The organism is Streptomyces sp. Inha503 (genome assembly GCF_047215865.1).
Taxonomy (GTDB): Bacteria; Actinomycetota; Actinomycetes; order Streptomycetales; family Streptomycetaceae; genus Streptomyces; species Streptomyces lycopersici.
The window spans coordinates 8,957,236-8,976,816 of sequence record NZ_CP178360.1 but is presented as its reverse complement, the minus strand read 5'-3'; the positions used below and the strand labels follow the sequence as shown (position 1 = coordinate 8,976,816).

The window sequence follows — 19,581 nt, the reverse complement described above, 5'->3', positions numbered from 1 at the left end:
CCGCCCCGGCTCAGCCGCGGGTGTCCCCCGGCATCGGGGCGGCCGGTTCCGCCGCGGCGACCTCCACCTGACGGGTCTTCACACTGCGCCGCTCCCGCTTGGCCACCCAGTTGGCGAACCACGACAGCAGCATGCACATCCCGATGTAGATCGGTGAGATCACCATGACCACCGGGATGAACGGCAGGTCGTAGTCGAGATTGGACGCGATCAGCTTTCCGGCGTGCAGAAACTCCTCATAGGTGATGAGGAAGCCGAGCGAGGTGTCCTTCAGGGCCACCACCAGCTGGCTGATGATGGCCGGGAGCATCGCCCGCACCCCCTGCGGCACCAGCACGGACATCATGACCTGGGTCTTCCGCAGGCCGAGCGAGTACGCCGCCTCGCGCTGACCACGGTCCACCGAGTTCACCCCGGCCCGGAACACCTCGGCCAGCACCGAGCCGTTGTAGAGCGTCAGCCCGGTGACCAGCGCGGGCAGCGGCTGGACCCGCAGCGCCACGAAGACGAAGAAGATCATCACCAGTACGGGCATCGCCCGGAAGAACTCCACCACCAGCGTCGCCACCCAGCGCAGCGGGCGGCGCTCGGAGAGCCGCCCGGCGGCGAGCACCCCGCCGAGGGCGAGCGAGAGGACCGCGGCCATGCCGAACGCCTTGAGGGTGCCCGCGAGCCCGTTCAGCAGCAGCTCCTGGATGCCCTTGTACTCGAACGGCATCCACTTGCGGTAGGCGAACTGGCCGGTGTGGATGAGGAGATAGACGATCCAGCCGAGCAGGGCCAGCAGCACGGCCGTCCCGGCCAGCGCGTACATCCGGTGCCTGCGCCGGGTGTGGGGCCCGGGGACGTCGTAGAGGGCGCTGGTGGTCGAGGGAGCGGTCATCGCGGCACTCCCCAGCGCCGCTCCAGCAGGGCGAAGATCGCGCTGATGGCGAGGGTGATGATCAGGTATCCGGCGGCGATCCAGACGAAGGACCAGATGATGCTGTAGCCCCGCTCGTTGAGGGGCTTGTAGGTGCCGAGCAGTTCGGTGACGCTGAACGACCCGGCGATGGCCGAGTTCTTGGCGAGCGCGATCAGGGTCGAGCCGATGGGCGGGATGACCGTGCGGAACGCCTGCGGCAGCACCACCGCGCTCAGCGTCTGGTCGAACGTCATGCCCAGGCTGCGGGCCGCCTCGCCCTGCCCCACCGGCACCGTGTTGATGCCCGCTCGCACCGCCTCGCAGATGAAGGCCGAGGTGTAGCAGCCGAGCGCCATCACGGCGAAGACCGTGAACGGCAGCACAAGACCGAAGCGCGGCAGCCCCAGCATCACCGCGAAGAACAGCAGCGTCAGCGGGGTGTTGCGGAGCACCGACACCCAGACGGTGCCGAACGCGCGCAGCGAGGCGACCGGCGCCACCCGGAAGGCGGCCATGAGGATGCCGAGCGCGAGGGCGAGCAGCGAGGCGTAGACGGTCAGTTGCACGGTGCCGAGGAAGCCCTTGCCGTAGAGCGAGAAGTTCTGGGTGAGCACGTCCATGGGATGGCCTTCAGCCGGTGCGGTAGCGGTCGATGGGCGGCGGCTTGGGGGCGGGCACACCCGAGAGGCCGAGGGTCGCGTCGTACGCCTTCTTCCAGTCGCCATTGCGCTCGTGGAAGAGGATCGCGTCGTCCAGCGCGAAGCGCAGCGCGTTGTCCCGCTTGGGCACGCCGATGCCGTACGGCTCCTTGGAGAAGGGCCGGCCCACCACCTTCAGCTCCTCGGGGGCCTTGGCCGCGTAGCCGAGCAGGATGGTGTTGTCGGTGGTCACCGCGTCCACCTGGAAACTGAGCAGGTTGTCCACGCACACCGAGTAGGTGTCGTACGCGACCGCGTGGGCCTTGGGGTAGTCGGCCTGGATGCGCTGGAGCGGGGTGGAGCCGGCCACCGAGCAGACGGTCCTGCCCGCGAGGTCTCCCGGGCCGTGGATGTCGTTCTCGCCGGTGCGCACCAGCAGCGACTGACCGGCCATGAAGTACGGCCCGGCGAAGCCGACCAGCCGCCTTCGCAGCGGATTGATGGTGTAGGTGCCGACGTAGTAGTCGATCTGGCCGCTCTGGAGGGCGGTCTCGCGGTTGGCGGAGGCGATGGTCTGGTAGCGGATGGTGCTCGGGGCGAAGCCGAGGGAGGCGGACATCATGCGGGCGATCTCGATGTCGAAGCCCGAGTAGCGGCCGGTGGCCGGGTCCCGCTCGCCGAGGTACGGCTGGTCCTCCTTGACGCCCACGGTGAGATGGCCGCGGCGCTCGGCCCGGCGCCAGGTGGGCGAGGCGGGCAGCCGGAACTGGGTGTCCACCTTGTAGGTGGGCAGCTTCTCGGCCCGGGGGCCCTTGGCGGGCGGGCTGCCCTCCTTGCCGCAGCCGGGCACGAGCAGCAGGACCAGGGCCATGGTCAGGGCTGTGGTCAGGGCTGTGGTGAGGGCCGTGGTCAGGGCCGTGGTGAGGGCGGCGGTCGCGCGGCGCAGACGCCTCATGTCCGTCATCACCCGGCTCAGTGCTTGAGGATCTTGGACAGGAAGTCCCGGGCGCGCTCGCTCTCCGGGGATCGGAAGAACTCATCCGGCGTACGGTCCTCGACGATCCCGCCGTCGGCCATGAAGACCACCCGGTTCGCGGCGGAGCGGGCGAAGCCCATCTCATGGGTGACCACGACCATCGTCATCCCCTCCTGGGCGAGCTGGCGCATCACCTCCAGCACCTCGTTGATCATCTCGGGGTCGAGGGCGGAGGTCGGCTCGTCGAAGAGCATCACCTGAGGGTCCATCGCCAGCGCGCGGGCGATGGCCACCCGCTGCTGCTGGCCGCCGGAGAGCTGGGCGGGGAACTTCCCGGCCTGGTCGGCGAGTCCGACCCGGCCCAGCAGCTCGCGGGCGCGCCGCTCGGCGTCCTGCTTGGGGCGGCGGCGAACCTTGACCTGACCGAGCATCACATTGGCCAGCACGGTGCGGTGGGCGAAGAGGTTGAACGACTGGAAGACCATGCCGACCTCGGACCGCAGCCGCGCCAGCTCCTTGCCCTCCTCGGGCAACGGACGGCCGTCGACCACGATGGAGCCGGACTGGACGGTCTCCAGCCGGTTGATGGTCCGGATCAGGGTGGACTTGCCGCCGCCGGAGGGGCCGATGACCACGACGACTTCGCCGCGATCGACGGTGAGCTCGATGTCCCGCAGAACGTGCAGCGCGCCGAAGTGCTTGTTGACGCCGCGCAGCTCGATCAACGGCTCACCGACGGCCATACCCGGCCCCACCCGCCTTCCGCTGTGTCCCGGTCAGCGCAAGCTATCCAGACAACTGCGGAGCTTTGAGTACGGACACGCACTCATGGGCGGATACCGCCCGACAGGGCCTACGGGGGTACGGGGGTCTTGACGCCTGCGGCGGGCTGTCCCCTACCGCCCCTTCCCGCGGCGTCGATATGCGGCTCCGCCGCGTGGCATGGGCTCCGCCCCTGGACCCCGGCACCGGCGAGCTGATCGCGGCCGGCACCCCGACGCAGCGCCCGAGCGCCCACCCACCTCCGGACCGTCCGACCGACTTCCGGGACGCAGCCCCGACACGGAGTCTGAGACGCAGCCCCGACACAGGGCCCACGGCAAAGCCTCGGGGCCGGGAGCTGGGGCATGGCCCCGGAACGGGGCCTGGGACGCAACCCCGTCCGGGGTCCGGGACGCAGCCCCGACACAGGGTCCGGGGCGGAGCCCCCGGACGGGGCTGGGGCGCAGCCCCGACACAGGGCCCGGGACAAAGCCCCGGAACGGGAGCTGGGGCACAGCCCCGAGGCCGGGAACTGGGGCACAGCCCCGGCACAGGGCCTGGGACGCAGCCCCATCCGGGGTCCGGGACGCAGCCCCGACACAGGGTCCGGGGCGGAGCCCCGGGACGGGGCTGGGGCGGAGCCCCGGGACGGGGCTGGGGCGCAGCCCCGACACAGGGCCCGGGACAAAGCCCCGGAACGGGAGCTGGGGCGCAACCCCGAGGCCGGGAACTGGGGCACAGCCCCGGAACGGGGCCTGGGGCGGAGCCCCGTCCGGGGGCTGGGGCGGAGCCCCAGGTTCGGGAAGGGGCGGGGAGGGGAAAGTCCCCGGGCCCACCCCTAGGCCTCGGCGACCTCCGCATAGCGCTGGCAGAGTTCGGGCGCGCCGTCGGCCGCCCACTGCTGACCGGCCTCCACGACGTCGACCTCGCGGCCGGAGGCCAGCCTGACGATGGGTCGGCCGTCGGGCCACACCTGCCAGACGGCCCCGGGCACGGTGCGGACGATGACCGTGCCCAGATAGAGACCGGCGTCGTTACCGAGCCAGGGGAGTTCGTCCGGGTCGTCGCGCCAGCGCGGCGCCATCTGGTCCAGCGCCTCCAGGGAGGCCGTGGAGTCATCGAGCCCGATACCCGCGTCGGAGGCCCGCGCACGCAAAAGTTCGCATTCGGAGAGCAGTTGGGCGACGCCCTGGGGGTCCTCCTCCTGGGCACCCGTCAGGGCCGCGCCCGAGGCGGGGCCACGTCGCTTGCGCCAGTTGCCCAAGAAGGAGATGTTCATACCGTTCAGCGTGGCATCCAGGCCACCGGCGCACCACAGGGCGCGCGGTATGAGCTGTGACCCGATGCTTGTCTTGACGACACCCAACCGCCTCCATACGTTCTCCGGGCACCTGTCGAATCGCCGGTCGGGTTGGTTGCGAGAGGGGACACATATGCGCGTCGCGAGACCGTGGACGACCGCCGGGATCGTCGCGGGAGGTGTCACCCTCGCACTGGTCGCACCACCACCCTCCTCCGCCGCACCGGCCGCCGGGCCGACCCACAAGCCGCTCCCTCTGGAGCGGCTTTTCGACAACCGGGCGGTCAGCGATGACACCCGCCCGGGCGACGCCGACTTCGACGGCGCGGGCGCCTCGCTCTCCGCACAGGATCTGCGGGCCGCCGGCTGGACGCCGGGGCGCGATATCGCCCTGGACGCGTCGCGGCTGACCTGGCCGAGGAGCGCGGGGGCACGGCCGGACAATGTGATCGCCGACGGTCAGGCGGTGCGGCTGCGCGGCCGGGGCGAGGCGTTGACCTTCCTGGTGGCGAGCAGTTCGCCGAACGGGCCCGGCGCCGGGGCGAGCGGTGTCGGAACGGTGCGCTACCGCGACGGGTCGAGCCATCCGTACACGCTGAGCGCACCGGACTGGCGGGCGGGCCCCGCCGCCACCAAGGCCGTGGGCCTCCCCCATCTCAACACCGCCGCCGGGCAGCGACAGGAGACGGCCCGGCTGTACGCGGTGACGGTGCCGTTGAAGCGCGGCCACGAGGTCGCGTCGGTGGTACTGCCGAGGGACCCCGGCCCGGCGGCCGATCTCCATGTCTTCGCCGCGTCGCTGCGGCAGCCCGCATACGGCTGGACCGGGAGCTGGGCGGCGAGCACCGCCGGGTACACCAAGGTGGGGCCGTGGACCGACCAGACGCTGCGGCTGGTAGTGCACACCAGCGCGGGCGGGCCGGGGGCCCGGGTCCGGCTGGAGAACACCTTCGCCGCGTCCCCCGTGGAGATCGGCCATGCCACGGTCGCGCTCCAGGCGAGCGGCGCGGCGGCGCAGGGGTCACCGGTGCCGCTGACGTTCGGCGGGCGGCCGGGGACCTCGATCCCCGCGGGCGCGCAGGTGTTCAGCGATCCGGTGGACTTCCCGGTTCCGGCGGACGCCAATCTGCTGGTGAGCTTCCATCTGCCGGGTCCGGTCGCGGCGGTGCCGGTGCACAGCCAGGCCACCCAGCGGTCGTATCTGAGCGCGGCGGGCAGCGGTGACCGTACCGCCGAGCCGGGGGCCGAGTCCTACACCGGCACCCTCACCACCTGGCCGTTCCTGACCGGGCTCGATGTGCGGGGCGGGCCGGGTTCGGTGGTGGCGCTCGGCGACTCGATCACCGACGGCACCAAGTCCACCAATGACGCCAACCGCCGCTGGCCCGATGTGCTCGCGCGGCGGCTGCGCGGCCAGTCCCAGGTCCCGGCGTACGGGGTGCTCAACGCGGGCATCTCCGCCAACCGCGTGGTGGCCGACCGCTATCCGGGCGAGGGCGTCTCCACGGACACCGGCGGGGTCAGCACCCAGCACCGGCTGGAGCGGGATGTGCTCGCCCAGACCGGGGCCCGTACGGTCGTCGTCTTCCAGGGCATCAACGATCTGCGGTGGGGCAGCTCGGCCGAGGAGCTGATCGCGGGTCTGCGGTCGGTCGCGGCGCGGATGCGGGAGCGCGGGCTGCGGGTGGTCGGGGCGACCATCGCCCCGTGCGAGGGCGAGTCGCTGTGCACGGCGGACGCGGACGCGCGGCGCTCGGCCGTCAACGCCTTCATCCGGGACAGCGGCGGGGTGTTCGACGCCGTGCTGGACTTCGACGCGGTGGTACGCGACCCCGAGCACCCGGCGCGGATCCTGCCCGCCTATGACAGCGGGGACCATCTGCACCCGGGCGACGCGGGGCTGCGGGCGATGGCGGAGTCGATCGACCTCCGGAAGCTGATGGGGTAAGGATCGATCTGCGGAAGCTGATGGGGTAAGGGGAGCCCAGGCACCCGGGGCTCCCCCTCCTCGCCAGGACATCCCGCCGCCGGGTCACACCTCCAGGTCGACGACGACCGGGGCGTGGTCGGAGGCGCCCTTGCCCTTGCGCTCCTCGCGGTCCACATACGCGTCGCCGACCGCCTTGGCGAACGTCTCGTTCCCGTAGACCAGGTCGATGCGCATACCGCGGTTCTTGGGGAAGCCCAGCTCGCGGTAGTCCCAGTAGGTGAAGGGGCGGTCGTACTTCAGCGGCCGCGGCACCACGTCCGAGAGGCCCGATTCGCGCAGCGCCGTCAGGGCCTCGCGCTCCAGGTCCGTCACGTGGGTCAGCCCGTCGAAGGCGGAGCGGTCCCAGACGTCCTCGTCGGTCGGCGCGACGTTGAAGTCGCCGAGGACCGCGAAGGGGCGCTCCCCGGCCGCGTCCCCGGCGACGGCCGTGCGCAGCGCCTCCAGCCAGCGCAGCTTGTAGTCGTAGTGGGGGTGGCCGATCTCCCGGCCGTTGGGCACATAGACCGACCAGAGGCGGACCGGGCCGCAGGTGGCGCCTATCGCCCGCGGCTCCTGGCCGCCGTCGTAGTCCGGGCCGCCGGGGAGGCCCACGGTGACGTCGGTGAGCCCGGCCTTGGAGAGCAGCGCCACCCCGTTCCACCGGCCGGTGGCGTTGACCGCGGCCTCGTAGCCGAGCTCACGCAGCGGCTCGTGCGGAAAGGCGGACTCGGCGCACTTGGTCTCCTGGACGCACAGGACGTCCGTGCCGCTGCTCTCCAGCCAGGCCAGCAGCCGGGGCAGCCGGGCGGTGATCGAATTGACGTTCCAGGTCGCGATGCGCATAGGGCACAACCTACATCCCGGCTCTGACAGCCGGCCCGGTCCTCAGAGGGTGAGGGATTCGCCCGGGGTCAGCCGCAGGTGCTCGGCGCCTTCCGTGCCGGGGCCGTCGGGGCCGAGCATCCGGCCGTAGACCATGTGCGCGATGTCGGAGAGCAGGGCGTCATGGATGTCGACGGCCCGGCGCGGACCGACCGCGCGGACGTAGTCGAGGATCTCGGCGAACTTGTTCCAGGGGGCGTGCACCGGCAGCATCAGCGTGTCCACCCGCCGCCCGGCGGGCACGGTGAGGGCGTCGCCGGGGTGGAAGAGCGTGCCGTCCAGCAGATAGCCCACATTGGTGATCCGGGGGATGTCGGGGTGGATGACGGCGTGCAGCTGACCGTGGACCTCGACGTCGAATCCCGCCGCGTTGAAGCTGTCGCCCTCCCCGATGGTGTTCACCCGCCCGGGGAACGCCGAGGAGATGTGGTGGGAGACGCTGCGGAGCGTCCAGATCTGGGCGGCGGGGTTGGCGTCGAGCGCCGTGCGCAGCCGCTCCTCGTTGAAGTGGTCGAAGTGCTCGTGGGTGACCAGGATCGCGTCCGCGCCGACCGCGGCGTCCTCTTCGCTGAAGGTCCCGGGGTCGATGACGAGCGTCTGCCCGTCCTTCTCGATCCGGACGCAGGCATGGCCCTTCTTGGTGAGCTTCATGGAGATCATTGTGCTACCGCGGCCTCCGTTGACCGCACTAGCCCTCGGGGCTTGTCTCCTCGCGGATGATCCGCTGGGCCACGGCGAAGGCGGAGTTCGCCGTCGGCACTCCGCAGTAGACGCCGGTGTGCAGCAGCACCTCCTTGATCTCGGTGGGGGTGAGCCCGTTGCGCAGCGCGGCCCGGGTGTGGAAGGCGAGTTCGTCGAGGTGGCCGCGGGCGGCGAGGGCGGTGAGGGTGACCACGCTGCGGATCCGCCGGTCGATTCCGGGCCGGGTCCACACCTCGCCCCACGCGTAGCGGGTGATGAAGTCCTGGAAGTCGCCGGTGAACTCGTCGGCCAGGGACTGCGCCCGGTCCACATGGGCGTCGCCGAGCACCTCGCGGCGCACCTTGATGCCCTGGTCGTACGCGTCGGCGCGGGCGTCCAGCAGCGGTCCGGGCACGTTGTGGCCGTATTCGACGACCTCGGCGCCGGGCGGCATGGGCGAGAGCAAGGGCTTGGGCGGGGGCGCGGGGATCGCGGTCATCCCGGTCGGGTGGTCCGGGCTCTGCCAGGAGCTGGAGAAGTGGCGCACCAGCAGATCGGTGACGGCCATCGGCTGTTCGACGGGGGTGAGATGGGAGGCGCCGGGGACCAGCGCGAGCCGGGCGTCCGCTATCCCGGCGACCAGGACGCGGGCGTCGGCGGCCGGGGTGACCTGGTCGTCGGCGCCGGCCACCACGAGGGTGGGGACGCCGATCCGGCTGAGCTCGGCGCGGATGTCGAACGAGGCGAGGGCCTCGCAGGCGGCGATGTAGCAGCCGGGGTCGGTGGTGCGGACCATCTGGACGGCCCACTCGACGATGGCGGGCTGGGCGGCGGCGAAGCCGGGGGTGAACCAGCGCTCGGGGGTGGCGCGGGCGATCGGGTCGAGGCCGTTGGTGCGGACCACGACACCGCGCTGCCGGAAGGAGTCGGCGGTGCCGAAGCGCGGGGAGGCGGAGACGAGGGCGAGTGAGCCCACTCTATGGGGATGTCGCAGGGCGAGTTCGGCGCCGATGGCCCCGCCGATCGAGCAGCCCGCGTAGCCGAAGCGCTCGACGCCGAGCTGGTCGAGGGTGGCCAGCAGCCGGGCGGCCAGCTCGGCCACGGAGGGGGCCGGATGGGCGGGGGCGCCGCCGTGGCCGGGGAGGTCGAAGCGGAGGACGCGCCAGTGGCGGGAGAGCTCGGGTATCTGGCGGTCCCACATGTGCCAGGTGGTGCCCAGCGACGGTCCGAGGACGAGCAGGGGCCCGTCCTCGGGGCCGTCGGTCCGGTACTGAAGTGTCTTCGTCTCGCTCACCCGAAAACGGTATCCGACCCGGGTGGCGGGGTTTTCGGGCGCGATGTACCCAGGATGTGAAGGCCTTACGGTGTGACCGTGGAGACCACGTAAACCTTCGGATGCGCCGGGTTGTCGAACTTGACCGTGATCCTCAGCTTGGGTTGCGGATCCTTTTGCTTGATGACCATCCCCGCCCAGTCGTGACCGGGCGCTCCGACCTGCCAACCGACCTTCTCCGCCTGCCCCTTGGTGATGGTCACCTCGCCCTTGTCCAGAGCGGAGCGGCGGGTGTCGAGCTTGGCCAGAAAGGAGTCCAGACCGTCGCGGTCCGTGACGAACTGCACATACAGCGAGCTGACCTTCCAGGAGTTGGTCTCGTAGAAGGCGACCTTCTTGGAGTACGGCGGCACCGGCACGTCGTATATGCGCCGCTGCACCCGGGTCGGATAGCCCGCGCTGAGGCCCTTGGCCGACGCCGCCTCCGCCTTGTCCTCACCGCCGTTGCGGCTCTGGAGGGCGGAGATCACCAGATAGCCCGCCGGGATCGTGATCAGCAGGAAGACGACCACGGCCTTGAGCCAGCGGCGGGGCGGACGGCCGCCACCGGGCACGGGCCCGCCGGACGTGGGGCCGCCCGGTGTGGGCCCGCCGGGGCGCATACCGTCGGCCGGGGGCATCGCGGCGCCGGGCCGCTGGTCGGCGGCGGTCATTCGCGGCCTGCCTGACTGCGCGGCGCCAGCCGCAGCGGGGAGACGGACCCGGCGCGCTCGTACCGCTCGACGCGGCGGCGGTTGGCGCGGCGGAAGCGGCGGGCGACCAGCCGGGCGAGGTCGGCGGCGCCGACCATCCCGGCCTCGGGGCCCAGCTGCGCCTTGACGATCCGGGCCTCGGGCCGGTAACCGCGGCCGGTGAGGGTGCGCCGGAAGGCGTTCCGGGCGGGGTCGATCAGCAGGTCGTCGGCGGCGCTGACGCCTCCGCCGATGACGAAGCAGGAGGGGTCGAGGGCGGCGGCGAGATTGGCGATGCCGACGCCGAGCCACTGGCCGATGTCCTGGAGCAGTTCGACGCACATGGCGTCGCCCTGCCGGGCCAGCTCGGTGATCAGCGGCCCGGTGATCTCCTGGATGTTGCCGCCGACCCGATCGTTGATCCCGTACGCCACCGGCGATTCGGCGGCGGCCAGTTCACGGGCCTCGCGGACGAGGGCGTTGCCGGAGCTGTACTGCTCCCAGCAGCCGCGGTTGCCACACGGGCAGCGGTGCCCGGCCGGGACGACCTGCATATGGCCGAACTCCCCGGCGACCCCGTACTTGCCTCGCTTGACCTGGCCGTCCTCCAGGATCGCGCCGCCGATCCCGGTGCCGAGGGTGATCATGACGAGGTGGTCCTCGTCGCGTCCGGCGCCGAACCGCCACTCCGCCCACGCGGCGGCGTTGGCGTCGTTGTCGACCAGGACCGGGACGGCGAGCCGCTCGGCGAGCCGGTCGCGCAGCGGTTCGTTGCGCCAGGACAGGTGCGGGGCGAACAGCACGCGGTTGCGGTCGGCGTCCACCCAGCCCGCGGCGCCGATGCCCACGGCGTGCACATCGTGCCGGTCGGAGAGGTCGAGCACCAGCTCGGTGATGGTGTCCTCGACGACCTTGGGACTCTTGGACTTGTCCGGCGTCTCGGTGCGCAGCTTCTCGAGGATGTTGCCGTCGGCGTCGACGACCCCGGCCATCACCTTGGTGCCGCCGATGTCGATGCCGACCGTGGGCACCCGGGGCGCGCTGAGGTGCGAGCGGCGCTCACGGGTGCCGACGGTCCGCAGCACGGTGGCCCGGGCCGAGCCCCGGTGCACTCGTTCGCGGTAGATGCTCATCGGCCGGCCCCCTCGCCGGTGTGGGGGGTGCGGTCGCTGCGGGTACGTGCTCGCAAGAGTTCGTCGTCCCTGCGGGGGTCTCGGGAGGCCGCGGGGCCTCGGGTGCGTCGGTCGTGGCGGGTGTGGCCCGCCGTGCGATTGTGCCTCACCCGCGCCTCATGCCGCATGGCGAGCCTACGGCGCGCGGCCCCCGGGAGGCACCGGAACACGGCCGACGACCCGGCCGCGCGACCCTTGGCGAACCCGCTCGGCGCAGCCCTTGACGAACCCGCGCGGCCCTTGACGAACCCGCGCTCAGCGCGGCCCTTGGCGAACCCGCTCAGCCCTTGGCGACCCCTCCCGACAGATCGGGGGCGGGGGTGCGGGCCAGCTCATGGCTGAGCTGCTCCAGCTCGCTGCCGCCCGCCATCTGCCGGGTGAGCTCCTCCAGGGCGATCCCGTCCCTGGTGTGGCTGCCCGCCATGGCGCCGCGCTTGAGCAGCACGAAGCGGTCGCCGACGAGATAGGCGTGGTGCGGGTTGTGGGTGATGAGGACCACGCCGAGGCCCGCGTCCCGGGCAGCCGCGACGTACTTGAGCACGACGCCGGACTGCTTGACGCCCAGCGCCGCCGTGGGCTCGTCCAGGATGAGCACCTTCGCGCCGAAGTGGACGGCGCGGGCGATGGCCACGCACTGGCGCTGACCGCCGGAGAGGGTGCCGATGGGCTGGTCGACATCGCGCAGATCGATGCCCATGCGCAGCAGTTCGCGGTGGGTCGTGGTGCGCATGGCCTCCACGTCGAGGCGGCGGAGCGGTCCGCGGCCCTTGTGGATCTCCGAGCCCAGGAAGAAGTTCCGCCACACCGGCATCAGCGGGACCACGGCGAGGTCCTGGTAGACCGTGGCGATCCCGCGGTCGAGGGCCTCGCGCGGGGAGCCCAGCCGGGTCTCCTCCCCCTCGATGGCGAGGGTGCCGCCGTCGTGCTGGTGCAGCCCGGCGACGATCTTGATGAGGGTGGACTTGCCCGCGCCGTTGTCCCCGAGCACGCAGGTGATCTCCCCGGCGTGCACCTCGAGCGAGACGCCCTCCAGGGCCTTGACGTTGCCGTAGTACTTACTGATGCCGTTCAGCGCGACCAGGGCGGCCCGGGGCACCGGAGATGCCTGGGATGTCTTGGATGTCTGGGAAGCGCTCATTTGCTCTCCTCCGCCCGCTTGCGGACCCACCAGTTGAGCAGCGTGGCGAGCAGCAGCATCGCTCCGAGGAAGAACTTGAACCAGTCGGCGCCCCACTGCGCGTAGACGATGCCCTTGTTGGTCATGCCGAAGATGAACGCGCCGACGGCCGCGCCGACCGCCGAGCCGTAGCCGCCGGTCAGCAGACAGCCGCCGATGACGGCCGCGATGATGTAGAGCAGCTCATTGCCCACGCCCTCGCCGGACTGGACCACGTCGTAGTTGAACAGCAGATGCTGGCCGGAGATCCAGGCGGCCAGCGCTACGCCCAGATAGAGGCCGATCTTGGTGCGCTCCACGGGCACGCCGACCGCGCGGGCCGCCTCCTTGGCGCCGCCCACCGCGAAGATCCAGTTCCCGGCGCGGGTGCGCAGCAGGATCCAGGTGGCGAGCGCGATCAGGGCGAACCACCACAGGACGGTGATCTGCACTTCGACGTCCCCGATGGTCAGATGCGAGGCGAAGACCTTACGGGCGGAGGGGAAGCCCTCCATGTCGGAGATGCTCTTGGTGGAGACGGTGTCGCTGATCAGCTTGGTGAAGCCGAGATTGCAGCCCTGGAGGATCAGGAAGGTGCCGAGGGTGATGATGAAGCTCGGCAGATTGGTGCGGACCAGCAGATAGCCGTTGAAGAAGCCGATCGCGAGGGTGGCCAGCAGGGACACCCCGACGCCGACCCACACGTTCGCCGTCATCTGGTACGAGAACATCGAGGAGATCAGCGCCGAGCTGGTCACCAGGACCCCGGTCGACAGATCGAACTCTCCGCCGATCATCAGCAGCGCCACCGGCACCGCCATGATCCCGATGGTCGAGGAGGCGTACAGCACGGTGCTGAAGCTGGACCACTGGAGGAAGGCGTCGGCGACGACCGAGAAGAAGACGAAGACGGCGACGGCGCCGACGACCGCGCCCAGCTCCGGACGGCCCACCAGCCGACGCGGCAGCGAGCCGCGCACCGGCCGCTGGGACGAGAGCGTCTCCTCGGCGGGAGGTGCCTCCGCGCTCATCGGGTCCCCCGCTTCGTGTACGACGCGAGCTCGGCGGCGTCGTCCTTGGTGATGATCTGCGGGCCGGTGAGCACCGGCTTGCCGCCGCCGAGCACATCGGCGTTGTAGCGGTTGAGCCACAGCAGATCCACGGCCTCATAGCCCTGGAGATACGGCTGCTGGTCCACGGCGAAGCCGAGGGTGTCGTCCTGGAGCGCGGCGGCGACCTTGGCGTTGAGGTCGAAGGTGTCGATCTCGGCCTTGCTGCCCGCCTGGTCGGCGGACTTGGCGGCGGTGTCCGCGAAGGGCGCGCCGAGGGTCAGCACGGTGTCGATGCCCTTGTCGGACTGGAGCTTGGCCTCGATCGAGGACTGCACATCGGGCATGTTGGTGCCCTCGACGTAGATCTTCTCCATCTTGCCGTCGAAGGTCTTGGCCGCGCCGTCGCAGCGCTGTTCGAGGCCGACGTTGCCCTGCTCGTGGAGGACGCACAGGGCCTTCTTCTGGCCCCGCTTGTTGAGCTCGTCGCCGACGGCCTCGCCCGCGATGGTCTCGTCCTGGCCGACGTGGGTGAGCGCGCCGAACGCCTTGGACACCTCGGCGCCGGAGTTGACGGTGATCACCGGTATCCCGGCCTTGTGGGCCTTCTTCACCACGGACTTCATGGCGTCGGGCTTGGCGAGGGTGACGATCAGGCCGTCGACCTTCTGATCGATGTAGGACTGGACCAGCTGGGCCTGCTCCTTGCCCTCCTCGTTGTGGGCGTAGAGGAACTTGATGTTGTCCTTGACCGCGGCCTGCTTGGCACCGCTCTGCACGATGTCCCAGAAGGTGTCGCCATCGCCGGAGTGGGTGACCATCGCGAACGTCCACTTCGGGGTGTTGACCGCCGCCCGTCCCCCGGCGGCCGCCTCCCGGGCGGCCCGCTCCTCGGCCCGCTTGCCGCCCGTATCGCTGCACCCCGCCAACGCCGTAGTACCCAGCACCGCCGCGAGCACGGCGGCGGTCATCGCACGTGCCCCTCTCCGCACCGTCGCCACGAAGACCCGCCCTTCTCACTGTCTGTTCGTCCCGCTGTCACCTTCGCGGCCGGGCACCGCATGATCGGTCCCGGCCGCCGCCCAAGTATCCGTCACCGGTCATCGCCGGGGCTGCCGGGGTGGGCGGGGGCCCGGCGCCCGTACGGCTTGAGGACTTGTAGCCGGGGACGCGGGACACGTCAAGGACAAAGGGCGCGGCACAAGGCGCGAGACAGGGCTCAGGGGCGTACGAGACACGAGGCGCGCGGCAGCGCTCAGGGGCGTACGAGCAGCTGGAACTCGAAGGCGTAGCGCGAGGCCCGGTAGGTGTGCGAACCGAACTCCACGGCCCGGCCGGTGTCGTCGAAGGTCGTACGCTCCATGGTCAGCAGCGGTGCGCCCGCCGGCTCCCCGAGCTGCTCCCCCTCCTCGGCGGTGGCCGCGCGGGCGCCGACCGCCTGGCGGGCGCTGTGCAGGGTGATCCCGGCCGCGCGCATCAGCCGGTACAGCCCGGTGTCCTCCAGCTCGGCGCTGTCCAGCTTGAGCAGGCCCACCGGGAGGTGGTTGCGCAGATGGGCCATGGGCTCGCCGTGCGCCAGCCGCAGCCGCTCGATCAGCACCACCTCTTCACCCTCCGCGACGCCGAGCGCGGCGGCGACCTGGGCGGTCGCGGGCTCGGTGGTGTTCAGCAGCACCTGGGTGGCGGGACGCTGACCGGCCGCCTCCAGGTCGTCGTAGAGGCTGCTCAGCTCCAGCGGGCGCTTGACCTGGCTGTGCACGACCTGGGTGCCCACGCCCCGGCGGCGCACCAGCAGCCCCTTGTCGACCAGCGACGAGATGGCCTGCCGGACGGTGGGGCGGGACAGCCCGAGCCGCCCGGCCAGCTCGATCTCATTGCCCAGCAGGCTCCCGGGCGCCAGCCGCCCCTGCTCGATCGCCGCCTCGAGCTGCTGGGACAGCTGGAAGTACAGCGGGACCGGACTGCTGCGATCGACGCTGAGCTGGAGCGTCTCCGCCCCGCCCGAAGCGTCTTCTTCCTCCATAGCCACGCGCCGAGGGTATCCGGATGAGCACATGACGGGAAGTCGTGAAGTTCGGTTGTCAGGACAAACTACGCACAGGTGATCAGTCGGAGCCGACAACGCTGTCAGCCGTCACGGCCACGGCCGCCCACCGCCGTCCGCCCCCAGCCAGCACCGGGAGCCGTGCCCCGGCCCGACCCTGACCTCGGGCGGGCGCCGCGTACAAGCGTCCATCGCGAACGGACAGCGCGGCCGGAAGCGGCAGCCGTCCCCGGCCACCACCTCGCGCCGCTCCGCGTCCCGCCGCGCCCGCGCCGCCAGCCGGGCCGCCCGCGCGGCCCGCGCCTGCTCCCGGCTCGCCCCGGAGCTGGGCGCGGCGGCGGCCAGCAGCTGGGTGTAGGGGTGGCGCGGGGCCAGGATCACCTCGTCGCTGGGGCCGCGCTCCACGATCTCACCGCGGTACATCACCATCACCTCGGACGAGAAGTGCCGGGCGGTGGCCAGATCGTGGGTGACATAGAGCAGGGCCAGCCCCCGCTCCTCCTTGAGCCGGTCCAGCAGCCCCAGGATCTCCAGCCGGATCGACACGTCCAGCATCGACACCGGCTCGTCGGCCAGCAGCACCTCCGGATCCGGGGCCAGCGCGCGGGCGATCGCGACCCGCTGCCGCTGGCCGCCGGACAGCTCATGCGGCCGCTTGTCCGCCATGTCGTCGGCGGGCGTCAGATTCACCGACCGCAAAAGCTCCGCCACCTTCGCCGCCACATCGGCCCCGCGCCGCGCCCGCTCGTTGACCAGCAGCGGACGGCGCAGATGGTGGCCGACGGTATGGGCGGGGTTGAGCGAGGCGAACGGATCCTGGAAGACCATCTGCACGGCCCTGCGGTACGCCGCGCCGCGGGTGCGCCGCGCCCCGCCCAGCCGGATCTCGCCGCCGGTGGGCGCCACCAGCCGGGCCAGCGCCCGCACCACGGTCGACTTCCCGCTCCCGGACTCCCCCACCAGCGCGATGGTCCGCCCCGCCACCAGCGAGAACGAGACGCGATCCACGGCCCGGAAGGTGCCGCGCCCGCGCTGGGGATAGTCGACCGTCAGGTCCGTCACATCGAGCACGGTCACGGCTTGCGCCCTTTCTCGCGGGGTGCGGCGGGGCCCGGCGCGTCGGCGGGTGTGGCGGGGCCCGGCGCGTCGGCGGGTGCGGGGCCCCGCGCGTCGGCGGGGGCGGCGGCTCCCCGCGCGTCCGCCGGGGCCAGGAGATGGCAGGCCGCCGCGCCCGCAGGGGCCACCGGCAGCGGCCGGGGCGGGTCGGTGACGCAGCGGCCGTGCGCATGGTCGCAGCGCGCCACGAAAGGGCAGCCGGGCAGATCCTCGCGGAGGTCCGGCGGGGAGCCGGGGATACCGCGCAGTGCGCGGCGCTCCCCCGCCAGGTCGGGGAAGGAACGCAGCAGGCCCTGGGTGTACGGATGGGCCGGGGAGGACGCGATGTGCTCGGCGGGGCCGTGCTCCACGATCGCCCCCGCGTACATCACCGCCAGCCGGTCACTGATCTCCAGCAGCAGCGACAGATCGTGGGTGATGAAGACGACACTGAAGCCCAGCTCGTCGCGGAGCCGCTGCACCTCGTCCAGGATCTCGCGCTGCACCACGACATCGAGGGCCGTCGTGGGCTCGTCCATGATCACGACGTCCGGTTCGAGCGCGAGGGCCATGGCGATGACAACGCGCTGGCGCATCCCGCCCGATAGCTCATGCGGATGGGCGCGGACCCGGGCCGGGTCGATGCCGACCATGTCCAGCAGCGCGCGGGCGCGCTCGTAGCGCTCGGGGCGCCGCATCGCGGGCCGGTGGGCGCGGAAGATGTCGTCGAACTGCCGGCCCACCGTGGTCACCGGGTTGAGCGCGTTCATGGCGCTCTGGAAGACGATGGAGAGCGTGGACCAGCGGAAGGCGCGCAGGGCGTCGCCCTCCAGCGCCAGCACATCGGTCTCGGTGCCGTCGCGGCCGTAGTGGATCACCCGCCCGCCGGTGAGCCGCGCGGGCGGGCGCAGCATCCGGCCCACCGCGTACGCGAGCGTGGACTTGCCGCAGCCGGACTCCCCGGCGATGCCGAGCAGTTCGCCCCGGCGCAGGTCGAAGCCGACGTCGCGGACGGCCCGGGTGGGGCGGGGCCCGTCGTACACCACGTCGAGGTGCTCGGCGCGCAGCACCAGGTCATCGGTCATCGGGTGCCCCTCAGCCGTGGGTCGAGGACCTCGTCGAGGCCGAAGCCGATCAGCGACAGCGCCGTGCCGAGCCCCGCGATGCACAGGCCCGGCGGGATGAACCACCACCACGCGCCGCCGGTCAGCGCCTCCGCGTTCTGCGCGAAGTAGAGCATCGTGCCCCAGGTGAGGGTGGCGGGGTCGGCGAGGCCGAGGAAGGCCAGCCCGGCCTGGGTGAGGATCGCGAAGATCACCGCGAAGACGAACTGCGAGACGATGATGGCCAGTTCATTGGGGAGGATCTCCACCAGCACGATCCGCCACCGCTTCTCCCCGTAGACCCGCGCCGCCAGGACGTAGTCGCGGGTGCGTAGCGACAGCGTCTGGGCGCGCAGCACCCGGGCCGAGGCGGCCCAGCTGGTGAGGGCGATGACGAGGATGGTGGCCCAGGAGCCGTCGCCCTTGACGTACGCGGAGACCACGATCACCAGCGGCAGACTGGGGATCACCAGGAAGACGTTGCTGATCAGGGAGAACGTCTCGTCCGCGAGCCCGCCGAGGAAGCCGCCGCCGATGCCGACGACGATGGAGACGGCGGTGGCGAGCAGCGCCGCGGCGCCGCCGATCAGCAGGGTGCCCCGGGCGGAGACCACCAGCTGGGCGAAGACGTCCTGTCCGGTCTGGGTGGTGCCCAGCCAGTGCGCCCCGGAGGGGCCCACGCTCAGATCCTGGCTGAAGCGGTCGGGGTCGGCCACCAGCCAGGGGCCGAGCAGGGCGGTGAGGACGAAGGCGGTGAGCACGGCCAGCCCGGCGGTGAAGCGGCGGGAGCGCAGCGCGGGGCGCAGCCATCCGCGTCCGGGGGCGGCCGGGCGGGGCGGGGTGGCGATCGCGGTCATCGGGCCTGCCTGGTGCGGGGGTCGACGAGGCCGTACACCAGGTCCACCAGGAAGTTGGCGGCGAGCACGGCGAAGGTGATGACGAGGAAGACGGCCTGCATCAGCGGATAGTCGGTGTTCTGGACGGCCTGGAGCAGGGTGAAGCCCATGCCCGGATAGGAGAAGACGATCTCCATGACGAGCGATCCGCTGACGATGAAGCCCAGCGAGATGGCGAATCCGGCGACCGACGGCAGCACGGCGTTGCGCGCCGCGTAGCCGACCATGACGGTGCGCGGGGGCAGCCCCTTGGCCTCGGCGGCGATGACATGGTCCTCGGCGAGGGTGGCGACCATCATGTTGCGCATCCCCAGCATCCAGCCGCCGACCGAGCTGAGCACGATGGTGGCGGCGGGGAGCACCGCGTGTTCGGCGGCGGAGGAGAGGAAGGCGCCGTTCCAGCCCATGTCGAGGGTCTCGTCGTAGCCGCCGCCGAGCGGCAGCACGCCCCACACCTGGCTGAAGAGGTAGAGCAGCAGCAGCGCCAGCCAGAAGTACGGGATGGCGGCGAGGAAGGTGGTGGAGGGGACGAGGGAGTCGAACCAGCCGCCGCGCCGCCAGCCGGCCAGGGTGCCGAGGGTGATGCCGAGGACGACGCTGATGAGGGTGGCGCCGCCGACCAGGACGAGGGTCCAGGGGACGGCGTCGTCGAGCACATCGGTGACCGGACTCGGGAAGTAGGTGACGGACAGCCCGAACTCGCCATGGAACAGGGCCTTCAGATACTCCCCGTACTGGATCAGCAGATTGCCGTGGCCGAGGCCGAGCATATTGGCCAGGGCCTCCTCCTGGCCCGGCTGTACGGGTCCGGACTGGGCCATGCGGGCGAGCATCAGCTGCACCGGGTCGCCCGGGATGAGCCGGGGCAGAAAGAAGTTGACGGTGATCGCCAGCCATCCGGCGATGGCGTAGAAGCCCAGCTTGCGCAGGACGTAGCGCACGCGGTCGCC

Annotated in this window: 19 protein-coding genes; 1 reads left to right on the top strand and 18 read right to left on the bottom strand. The window is 71.6% G+C overall.

Annotation, left to right across the window (positions count from 1 at the left end; all coding sequences use genetic code 11):
- Positions 1-10: 10 nt before the first annotated feature.
- The 5 genes from ACJX2R_RS38065 to ACJX2R_RS38045 form a co-directional block, all read right to left on the bottom strand.
- Entirely contained in the window at positions 11-883 is an 873-nt protein-coding gene (locus ACJX2R_RS38065) for an amino acid ABC transporter permease (RefSeq protein ID WP_413103775.1), read from the bottom strand.
- Positions 880-1,524 carry an amino acid ABC transporter permease gene (locus tag ACJX2R_RS38060; RefSeq protein WP_262705347.1) on the bottom strand — a complete coding sequence of 215 codons (645 nt, stop codon included), beginning with the start codon at positions 1,522-1,524 and terminating at the stop codon, positions 880-882. Before ACJX2R_RS38060 ends, ACJX2R_RS38065 begins: the two co-directional genes overlap by 4 nt.
- A 10-nt stretch (positions 1,525-1,534) precedes the next feature.
- Entirely contained in the window at positions 1,535-2,413 is an 879-nt protein-coding gene (locus ACJX2R_RS38055; RefSeq protein ID WP_413106043.1) for a glutamate ABC transporter substrate-binding protein, read from the bottom strand.
- A 101-nt stretch (positions 2,414-2,514) separates the two neighbouring features.
- Positions 2,515-3,261 carry an amino acid ABC transporter ATP-binding protein gene (locus ACJX2R_RS38050; protein WP_413103774.1) on the bottom strand — a complete coding sequence of 249 codons (747 nt, stop codon included), beginning with the start codon at positions 3,259-3,261 and terminating at the stop codon, positions 2,515-2,517.
- 857 nt (positions 3,262-4,118) lie between these two features.
- Positions 4,119-4,559 (bottom strand): DUF6278 family protein, encoded by a 441-nt coding sequence (locus ACJX2R_RS38045; RefSeq protein ID WP_413103773.1) that lies wholly within the window; start codon positions 4,557-4,559, stop codon positions 4,119-4,121.
- Positions 4,560-4,713: 154 nt separating this feature from the next.
- Here ACJX2R_RS38045 and ACJX2R_RS38040 point away from each other — a divergent pair, with 154 nt between their 5' ends.
- Positions 4,714-6,528 carry an SGNH/GDSL hydrolase family protein gene (locus ACJX2R_RS38040; protein WP_413103772.1) on the top strand — a complete coding sequence of 605 codons (1,815 nt, stop codon included), beginning with the start codon at positions 4,714-4,716 and terminating at the stop codon, positions 6,526-6,528.
- 84 nt (positions 6,529-6,612) lie between these two features.
- Here ACJX2R_RS38040 and ACJX2R_RS38035 read toward each other — a convergent pair whose 3' ends face one another.
- The 13 genes from ACJX2R_RS38035 to ACJX2R_RS37975 form a co-directional block, all read right to left on the bottom strand.
- Positions 6,613-7,392 (bottom strand): exodeoxyribonuclease III, encoded by a 780-nt coding sequence (locus ACJX2R_RS38035; protein WP_262705343.1) that lies wholly within the window; start codon positions 7,390-7,392, stop codon positions 6,613-6,615.
- A gap of 42 nt (positions 7,393-7,434) precedes the next feature.
- Positions 7,435-8,082, bottom strand: coding sequence for an MBL fold metallo-hydrolase (locus tag ACJX2R_RS38030; RefSeq protein ID WP_413103771.1), 648 nt, complete (start codon positions 8,080-8,082; stop codon positions 7,435-7,437).
- Positions 8,083-8,119: 37 nt separating this feature from the next.
- Positions 8,120-9,406 carry a 4-carboxymuconolactone decarboxylase gene (pcaC, locus tag ACJX2R_RS38025; RefSeq protein ID WP_413103770.1) on the bottom strand — a complete coding sequence of 429 codons (1,287 nt, stop codon included), beginning with the start codon at positions 9,404-9,406 and terminating at the stop codon, positions 8,120-8,122.
- Between the two features lie 65 nt (positions 9,407-9,471).
- Positions 9,472-10,098, bottom strand: a complete 627-nt coding sequence (locus tag ACJX2R_RS38020; RefSeq protein ID WP_413103769.1) for a hypothetical protein — start codon at positions 10,096-10,098, stop codon at positions 9,472-9,474.
- On the bottom strand, positions 10,095-11,249 hold the full coding sequence (locus tag ACJX2R_RS38015) for an ROK family glucokinase (RefSeq protein WP_262699479.1): 1,155 nt from the start codon (positions 11,247-11,249) through the stop codon (positions 10,095-10,097). Before ACJX2R_RS38015 ends, ACJX2R_RS38020 begins: the two co-directional genes overlap by 4 nt.
- Before the next feature lie 319 nt (positions 11,250-11,568).
- On the bottom strand, positions 11,569-12,426 hold the full coding sequence (locus tag ACJX2R_RS38010) for an ATP-binding cassette domain-containing protein (RefSeq protein WP_413103768.1): 858 nt from the start codon (positions 12,424-12,426) through the stop codon (positions 11,569-11,571).
- A complete protein-coding gene (locus ACJX2R_RS38005) occupies positions 12,423-13,475 on the bottom strand; it encodes an ABC transporter permease (RefSeq protein ID WP_413103767.1) in 1,053 nt (350 codons plus the stop codon). The genes ACJX2R_RS38010 and ACJX2R_RS38005 overlap by 4 nt, the downstream gene beginning before the upstream one ends.
- A complete protein-coding gene (locus ACJX2R_RS38000) occupies positions 13,472-14,464 on the bottom strand; it encodes a sugar ABC transporter substrate-binding protein (RefSeq protein WP_413103766.1) in 993 nt (330 codons plus the stop codon). Before ACJX2R_RS38000 ends, ACJX2R_RS38005 begins: the two co-directional genes overlap by 4 nt.
- A 284-nt stretch (positions 14,465-14,748) precedes the next feature.
- Positions 14,749-15,516 (bottom strand): GntR family transcriptional regulator, encoded by a 768-nt coding sequence (locus tag ACJX2R_RS37995; RefSeq protein ID WP_413106042.1) that lies wholly within the window; start codon positions 15,514-15,516, stop codon positions 14,749-14,751.
- 111 nt (positions 15,517-15,627) lie between these two features.
- Complete coding sequence (locus ACJX2R_RS37990; RefSeq protein WP_413103765.1) at positions 15,628-16,614, bottom strand: ABC transporter ATP-binding protein; 987 nt, start codon at positions 16,612-16,614, stop codon at positions 15,628-15,630.
- The gene (locus ACJX2R_RS37985; RefSeq protein WP_413103764.1) at positions 16,611-17,717 is read right to left on the bottom strand and encodes an ABC transporter ATP-binding protein; all 1,107 of its coding nucleotides are present in this window, start codon (positions 17,715-17,717) and stop codon (positions 16,611-16,613) included. Before ACJX2R_RS37985 ends, ACJX2R_RS37990 begins: the two co-directional genes overlap by 4 nt.
- A complete protein-coding gene (locus ACJX2R_RS37980; protein WP_262699474.1) occupies positions 17,714-18,592 on the bottom strand; it encodes an ABC transporter permease in 879 nt (292 codons plus the stop codon). The genes ACJX2R_RS37985 and ACJX2R_RS37980 overlap by 4 nt, the downstream gene beginning before the upstream one ends.
- Positions 18,589-19,572: an ABC transporter permease gene (locus ACJX2R_RS37975; RefSeq protein WP_413103763.1), complete on the bottom strand. Its 984-nt coding sequence runs from the start codon at positions 19,570-19,572 to the stop codon at positions 18,589-18,591. Before ACJX2R_RS37975 ends, ACJX2R_RS37980 begins: the two co-directional genes overlap by 4 nt.
- Positions 19,573-19,581: the final 9 nt, after the last annotated feature.

What these genes read in the sequence shown, in the direction of transcription:
- ACJX2R_RS38015 (WP_262699479.1), bottom strand. Translation starts at nt 11,249, where the DNA reads ATGAGCATCTACCGCGAACGAGTGCACCGGGGCTCGGCCCGGGCCACC.
- ACJX2R_RS38010 (WP_413103768.1), bottom strand. Translation starts at nt 12,426, where the DNA reads ATGAGCGCTTCCCAGACATCCAAGACATCCCAGGCATCTCCGGTGCCC.
- ACJX2R_RS37980 (WP_262699474.1), bottom strand. Translation starts at nt 18,592, where the DNA reads ATGACCGCGATCGCCACCCCGCCCCGCCCGGCCGCCCCCGGACGCGGA.
- ACJX2R_RS37995 (WP_413106042.1), bottom strand. Translation starts at nt 15,516, where the DNA reads ATGGAGGAAGAAGACGCTTCGGGCGGGGCGGAGACGCTCCAGCTCAGC.
- ACJX2R_RS38060 (WP_262705347.1), bottom strand. Translation starts at nt 1,524, where the DNA reads ATGGACGTGCTCACCCAGAACTTCTCGCTCTACGGCAAGGGCTTCCTC.
- ACJX2R_RS38065 (WP_413103775.1), bottom strand. Translation starts at nt 883, where the DNA reads ATGACCGCTCCCTCGACCACCAGCGCCCTCTACGACGTCCCCGGGCCC.
- ACJX2R_RS37985 (WP_413103764.1), bottom strand. Translation starts at nt 17,717, where the DNA reads ATGACCGATGACCTGGTGCTGCGCGCCGAGCACCTCGACGTGGTGTAC.
- ACJX2R_RS38050 (WP_413103774.1), bottom strand. Translation starts at nt 3,261, where the DNA reads ATGGCCGTCGGTGAGCCGTTGATCGAGCTGCGCGGCGTCAACAAGCAC.
- ACJX2R_RS38005 (WP_413103767.1), bottom strand. Translation starts at nt 13,475, where the DNA reads ATGAGCGCGGAGGCACCTCCCGCCGAGGAGACGCTCTCGTCCCAGCGG.
- ACJX2R_RS38000 (WP_413103766.1), bottom strand. Translation starts at nt 14,464, where the DNA reads ATGACCGCCGCCGTGCTCGCGGCGGTGCTGGGTACTACGGCGTTGGCG.
- ACJX2R_RS38020 (WP_413103769.1), bottom strand. Translation starts at nt 10,098, where the DNA reads ATGACCGCCGCCGACCAGCGGCCCGGCGCCGCGATGCCCCCGGCCGAC.
- ACJX2R_RS38030 (WP_413103771.1), bottom strand. Translation starts at nt 8,082, where the DNA reads ATGAAGCTCACCAAGAAGGGCCATGCCTGCGTCCGGATCGAGAAGGAC.
- ACJX2R_RS38040 (WP_413103772.1), top strand. Translation starts at nt 4,714, where the DNA reads ATGCGCGTCGCGAGACCGTGGACGACCGCCGGGATCGTCGCGGGAGGT.
- ACJX2R_RS38045 (WP_413103773.1), bottom strand. Translation starts at nt 4,559, where the DNA reads ATGAACATCTCCTTCTTGGGCAACTGGCGCAAGCGACGTGGCCCCGCC.
- ACJX2R_RS38035 (WP_262705343.1), bottom strand. Translation starts at nt 7,392, where the DNA reads ATGCGCATCGCGACCTGGAACGTCAATTCGATCACCGCCCGGCTGCCC.
- ACJX2R_RS38055 (WP_413106043.1), bottom strand. Translation starts at nt 2,413, where the DNA reads ATGGCCCTGGTCCTGCTGCTCGTGCCCGGCTGCGGCAAGGAGGGCAGC.